Origin of the sequence: Cesiribacter andamanensis AMV16 (assembly GCF_000348925.1) — a bacterium.
Lineage (GTDB): Bacteria > Bacteroidota > Bacteroidia > Cytophagales > Cyclobacteriaceae > Cesiribacter > Cesiribacter andamanensis.
The window spans coordinates 22,572-29,040 of sequence record NZ_AODQ01000053.1; the positions used below are offsets into that span (position 1 = coordinate 22,572).

Here is a 6,469-nt window from a genome sequence, read left to right on the forward strand (position 1 = left end):
AGCTGGGTGCATACTGTCTGTCTTTTCTCGCCCATGAACTGGCCCCTGGGCCGGCACTCAGGGGTAAGGGAATGTCTGTGGGGCATAAAAAAAGGCTGGTGTGCACCAGCCCCTTTTCAACAACCTTTTTCCTTTTTTCACAACTATTCTTCTACCCGGGCAGGCGATTCGGCCAGCGGGACCACCAGGGGTTTGCCCGGATTTCGAGGGGTAGATTCGATCACCCGCAGCTGAATATTCTTGCGGCGTGCCGTATCCTTAAAGTTCTCGATCAGTTCCATGACATCAAAATCCACTACAGCCGATCGGCTCAGGTCTATTTCAAGCTCTACATCATCGGGCATGCGGCGCAGGGCCGTCATGATATTGCCTTTGTTCAGGAAGGTCACCTCTTCAGCCAGCACCATGCGGTATTTTTTGGGGCCCTGAGGGCTCTTCTCTTCGCTGATGTAGTAGGACACATGGTAGTTATTTTTCAGCAGGAAGAAAATGGCCACCACCATACCAATGCCAATGCCGGTGAGCAGATCGGTAAATACAATGCCGATAATGGTAACGATAAAGGGCAGAAATTGCGACCAGCCGTTGCGGTACATGCTCATAAACAGGGCCGGCTGGGCAAGTTTATAGCCTACCATAAACAGCACGGCAGCCAGTGAGGCCAGCGGGATCAGGTTCAGCAGATAGGGCACAAACATTACGCAGCCCAGAATCATCAGGCCATGGATAAAAGCGGCCAGCTTGGTGCGCCCGCCCGATTGAATGTTGGTGGAGCTTCGTACAATTACCTGCGTTATGGGCAGGCCGCCAATAAGGCCGGAAACCATGTTGCCTACCCCCTGTGCAGTAAGCTCCCGGCTGGCCGGGCTTATGCGCTTGTAGGGATCCAGCTTATCGGTGGCTTCCAGCGACAGCAGGGTTTCCAGGCTGGCTACAATGGCCAGGGTAGCGGCAATCACCAACACCTCATATGAGAGCAGTCGGCTAAAGTCCGGGAAGGTAAACTGCTGAAAAAAGCCTCCGATGCTGTCAGCCACAGGCAGCTCTACCAGCTGATTATCGCGCAGGTAAATTCCGGGGAAATAGTTCTGAAACAGCAGATTAAGGCCAACGCCCAGCAGCACAACTACAAGCGGCCCCTGGATAATGGAAAATATCTTGCCCCGCTTGGAAAGCACCTTGTCCCAGAAGATCAGAATGATCAGCGACAATACACTGATGATCACCGCCGCCGGCGAAACGTAATTCAGGGCATTCACCAGCTCGGAAAAGGTATTCTCCCCATCGGGCTGCACAAAGTTCAGGTCACCTTCATAGTCGGCATCATAGCCCAGCGCATGAGGAATCTGCTTCAGAATAATGATTACCCCAATACCGGCCAGCATCCCCTTGATCACCGAGGATGGAAAGTAATAGCCTATGCTGCCCGCTTTAAGAAAGCCCAGGATCAACTGAAGCGCACCCGCCAGCACAACAGCGGATAAAAAGACCGGGTAGCTGCCCAGGTCGTTGATGGCCGTAAGCACAATAACGGCCAGGCCGGCTGCCGGACCGCTTACTCCCAGCTGGGAGCCGCTAATAAGGGTAACAACCAGTCCGCCCACAATCCCGGCAATGATGCCCGAAAACAAGGGGGCACCCGATGCCATAGCAATTCCCAAACAAAGGGGTATCGCTACCAGAAATACAACTATGCCCGAGGGCAGGTCGTATTTGATCTCTTTAAAGCTCAACATAAGATTATTTCAATAGCAATGTTAACACAACCGATAGTAATACTATTAGACTACCAAAGTATTACTTTTTTTGTTCACTTACCTACTTTCATTCTTACTTTTTCTTTCAACAACACTTCCTGTAGGTAAGGAAGAGCGCCCCAAATATGCGCTGCCTGTAGCGAGCGCTTCTTTTTGTATTACCCCCGGTCAGTTCTCCTTCAAAACTAAACCCCTATATCTCCTGCAAAGTTAGTTAGTCAGGCTCAGGCAGATAAAATAGGTAACCCTGTTGAGAAAATAGTGTCGTAGCACCCGAAAGATTAAACAATATTGTTATAAACGCTACATCAAATATACAAATAGTACTAATTTTTTTCGATCTTGATACCTTCTTTTTGCATCCCGGAGGGGCAGCCGCCTGAGGGCTTTTCCAGTGTACCCGATACCCTCAACCGTAAAACAGAAAAGCTGCAGGCAGTACAGCTCGTCCTGCTGCAGACTGCCCTGCGTCAGATTGAGTACCTACAGCATCTACACACCGAGACAACAAACAGCCTGAATCGGAAGACGGCCCATTTCAGCCGGCCTGAAAAAAAATTACAGCTGCTGCTGCAACCAGTGGGGCCCGGCCTGCATCTAATCTCCAAAGAAGCTCAAAAACGAACAGGCGTGCGCAAAAGCGTACAGAGTGTTCGTTTTCGGACACTGCCCCTCCAAAAAAAGGGCTCAATTTTTAAAATTTAGCCCTTTTAGCAATTGGCACAGGCTTTGACTTATTGAAACAGACTAATTCTTTCAACCATGTACCTGAACCTACCCCACGAAGATCTGGATAAGAAGCGCATTGATCGGTTCATCCTCAAAAGTATGGCAGCCGCCCTGCTTCTGGGTGCGCTGCTCCTGGCTGGCGCTCTGCTCATGCCCGATAGCCTGCACCTGCAGCGCACCCCTGCCAGTGCCGTAAGCAGCGGGCCAATTCAGACCAGCCTTACCATGATCAATAGCCTGGGCCGCATGCAGCCGCCCAGCTGCCATCCTGTTAGCAAAGCAGAAGAACCTGCTCTGGCCAGCACCCCTTCTGCACCCGTGCAGCTGCTGATCAATGCCCTCAAGCCACTGGCTAAGAAAGCTTCTTTGCCCATGCCTTACTAATAAGCAGTAAGGGACAACATCCCCTCCATTTTTTCCACACCCTCTTTCTCATTTTTTTACCCTTAACCAGCCCGCTGCTCCAACAGGCAGCGGGCTTTTTAATTACTCCCCCCTTCACTGAGGAAAATTACCACACCCTGTCTTAAAGGCGTCATCCTCGTTCACCTGATCCGAAACGCAAGGCCGGTCATCCATTACATCAATTGAATATTTCCAAGGTTGCCAATTCTGTTTAATAGATAATCCATCAATTAAACAAATAGGAGGCCTAGTTAACAATTACTGGTAAAACATGAGATTAATACAACTTAATATCTACTTGTTAAAAATCTGCATTCTATAAACATTCGTATATACCTGCACTTTATGCAATATTATTCTGAATAAAGCATCGCATACAGAATATTAATGCACAAATTAAATTCTTCCTGCTTTGTAGATTAACCTTATACAACATAAGATCATACATGGTTTATGGAGAAATGTAGAACATTTCCACGTTTTATATCCTTCTCGTCATTTATATAATTTTTTTGTGATCATCCATTCTAGAGCATTCCTTTATGAGAAACCTTTTACTACTGATCTTAGTCATTTCCAGTTTTCTATCCCCTGTATCAGCACAGCATTTTTCTACCAGCACCAGTAACCTTACAGGCAATGTCCTGGATCCTATTGACACCGGAGAATTGATCCGCTGCTATACGGTAGAGTACCACAACCTTCGCAAAAGCAAGGACCTCTCTATACCCGGCACCCAGGATTTTGAAAAGGTAATGGCCGCGCAAATAGAAGCAGCCAAAGCCGATCCAGCCAATAACGGCATCCTGAAGGGGGTACTACAAATACCGGTGGTTGTGCATGTGGTACACTTTGGCGAACCGGTAGGAACCGGTGCCAATATAGCCGCTGAGCAGATCTACTCCCAGCTTGAGGTGATGAACGAAGATTTCCGCCGCATGATGGGTACAAGGGGATTTAATGAGGATAGCCGCGGAGCCGATACGCAGATTGAGTTTGTACCCGCCCTGGTAGATCCCGAGGGCAACCTACTGCCCGAACCGGGCATTCACCGTTACCAGGGGCCCCTGCCCGCCTATGTACTGGAAGAAATTGACCTGCTCATAAAGCCCGCCACTATCTACGACCCCAACCGCTACCTGAACATGTGGACCGTACGCTTTGCCGCCCTATTGCTGGGCTATGCCCAGTTTCCGGATCCGGCACACGGTTTTGCTTCCGGCCTGGGGTGCGATACGGGGGGTGCCCAGACCGACGGTGTGGTGATGGGCTTTGATGCCTTTGGCTCGAGCGAAAAATATCCGCAGGGCACTTACAACGCCCCCTACGACCTGGGCCGAACTGTAACCCATGAAGTGGGCCACTGGCTGGGCCTTCGGCATATCTGGGGCGATGGCGGCTGTGGGGTAGATGATTTCTGTGGCGACACACCCGAATCAGATGCGTCAAACTCGGGCTGTAACCCCAGTGATATCTCCTGCGGCAGTGTAGACATGGTGCAGAACTACATGGACTACACCTACGATGCCTGCATGAACATATTCACCAACGACCAGACGCTGCGCATGCGCACCGTGCTTACCAAAAGCCCGCGCCGGCGGGAGCTTCTGAGCTCAACCGTACACCTGCAGCCCGTAGCCCTTGATGCTGCCATTATTGAAATTGTATCCCCTACCGGCCAGCGCTGTGGCGGAAATATTCTACCTGAAGTGCTCCTGCGCAACCTTGGCCAGCAGATACTTACCTCAGTGGCAATTCACTATCAGCTAGGCAGTGGTTCTGTACAAACCTTCCAGTGGACGGGCTCTTTAGCAACGGGTGAGATTGAATCTGTTACCCTGCCAGCCATAAGCGCCCCGGATGGCACACACACCTTTACTGTGCGTACTGCAGCACCAAATGGCGGCAGTGATGCCCGAACCTTTAACGACAGCTGGAGCGACAGCTTTATCATATCAAACGTAGGCGAACGGCTGGATTTTCTGGAAACCTTTGAAAGCGGCCTCTATCCTCCCAGCAACAAATGGCAACTTGATAATGCCGACCGCTGCGAATCCTGGAGCCCTTATTCGAACCTTACAGGAGCCGATGGTCAGGCAAGCACCGCTGTGTTTATGAATTACTATGAGTATGACGCCAAAGGCACGACCGATGCCCTGCAGCTTCCCCTCATAGACCTGAGTACCACAGAAGACAGCCATCTAGAATTTGATGTAGCCTATGCCACCTCAAGCGCCAATGATAAGCTGGAAGTGCAGGTATCGGTAGATTGCGGCCGGTCGTTCAAAACCATTTACAGCAAGGCCGGTGCCGAACTGGCTACTGCCCCCGCTGCAGAAGGGGCCTTTTACCCTACAGCCGGCGACTGGAGAAGAGAACGCCTGAGCCTGAACAACTACCGCAGCGGCCAGCTGCTCATAAAATTTGTAGGTACCAACGACTACGGGAATAACCTGTATCTGGACAATATTTTTGTAAGTGGCGCCTCTCCTGAAGCTGCACCGGTCCAGCTTAAGAAGTTTACGGCAGCTGCCACCACAGAAGGTGTAGAGCTGCAATGGCTAACCGCATCAGAAGAGAACTATGAGTCATTTATCCTGGAGCGATCGGCCGATGGCAGCAGCTTTGAACCCATTGCACAGCTGCCCGCCAAAAAGAAGAACTCCACCGGGGCATCCTATAAACAGCTGGATACGGATCCCCTTACCGCCACGGCCTATTACCGGCTACAAATACTGCGCAGCAGTGGCCTGAATGCACTCTATAGCCAGACCATCAGCATCAAAGGCAACAACAGCAGTACCAAAGCCCGCACCGGAAGCATAACAGCTACAGAAAATGGGCTCTTTCGCCTGCGGGGCCTTTACCCCAACCCTTCCCATGGAACCTTTGCCCTGCAGTATGAGGCAAAAAAGGCAGGCCCGCTACAGATACAACTGATCAACATGCTGGGCCAGGTGCTACATGAGCAGCCAGCCAGCTGCCAGCAGGGCCAGAACCAGACAACTGTACACACAAGCGGATTGGCCAAGGGCCTGTATTATGTGCTCCTACACACCCCCGATGGCACCCTAAAAGAAAAAGTACTTTTACACGACTAAACCCATAGAGCAGCCAGCCACCCCTTAGCGGGCATCTGGCTGCTCTCTTCTTTTCCAATTATTCACCACTTTTTACACAGTATGAAGTTAAAATTTACCCTAAGGGGGCTGTTAATGGCAACACTCCTTATTTTTTCAGCCCATCAGGCTGTGCAGGCACAGGATGCCCTGCAGACAGCCCTTACCCATATTGCAGAAAATAAAGCGGGCTATGGCCTTACCCAGGCTGATATTGCCGATTATGTGGTTACAGATCAGTACGTCAGCAAAAAAAATGGTATTACCCATCTATACCTGCAGCAGCGCCATCAGGAAATTGAGGTAGAAGGCGCCATCATCAACATCAACATAGGGCCCGATGGGCAGGTGATCAGCATGGGCAACCGCTTTATCCCCAACCTGAGGGCTGCCATTAGAGGCTCCGTAGCAGCTCAAACCCCTGGCATGGCTGCCGAAGCAGCAGCCCGATCCCTGAAG

3 protein-coding genes and 1 pseudogene are annotated in these 6,469 nt (G+C 50.7%); 3 read left to right on the top strand and 1 reads right to left on the bottom strand.

Annotated features, from left to right (window positions below; translation table 11 throughout):
• Positions 1 to 143: 143 nt before the first annotated feature.
• Positions 144 to 1,736, bottom strand: a complete 1,593-nt coding sequence (locus ADICEAN_RS11065) for a SulP family inorganic anion transporter (RefSeq protein ID WP_009195684.1) — start codon at positions 1,734 to 1,736, stop codon at positions 144 to 146.
• A 783-nt stretch (positions 1,737 to 2,519) separates the two neighbouring features.
• On the opposite strand from ADICEAN_RS11065, the gene ADICEAN_RS11075 reads away from it, so the two are divergent.
• The 3 genes and pseudogenes from ADICEAN_RS11075 to ADICEAN_RS11085 all read left to right on the top strand — a co-directional run.
• Positions 2,520 to 2,870 carry a hypothetical protein gene (locus ADICEAN_RS11075; RefSeq protein ID WP_009195686.1) on the top strand — a complete coding sequence of 117 codons (351 nt, stop codon included), beginning with the start codon at positions 2,520 to 2,522 and terminating at the stop codon, positions 2,868 to 2,870.
• A gap of 563 nt (positions 2,871 to 3,433) precedes the next feature.
• Entirely contained in the window at positions 3,434 to 5,992 is a 2,559-nt protein-coding gene (locus ADICEAN_RS11080; RefSeq protein WP_009195687.1) for a T9SS-dependent choice-of-anchor J family protein, read from the top strand.
• A gap of 81 nt (positions 5,993 to 6,073) precedes the next feature.
• Positions 6,074 to 6,469: pseudogene (locus tag ADICEAN_RS11085) on the top strand (T9SS-dependent M36 family metallopeptidase); the annotation flags it as partial.

Excerpts from the sequence above, each read along its gene's own strand:
- ADICEAN_RS11065 (WP_009195684.1), bottom strand. The coding sequence starts at position 1,736 with ATGTTGAGCTTTAAAGAGATCAAATACGACCTGCCCTCGGGCATAGTT.
- ADICEAN_RS11075 (WP_009195686.1), top strand. The coding sequence starts at position 2,520 with ATGTACCTGAACCTACCCCACGAAGATCTGGATAAGAAGCGCATTGAT.
- ADICEAN_RS11080 (WP_009195687.1), top strand. The coding sequence starts at position 3,434 with ATGAGAAACCTTTTACTACTGATCTTAGTCATTTCCAGTTTTCTATCC.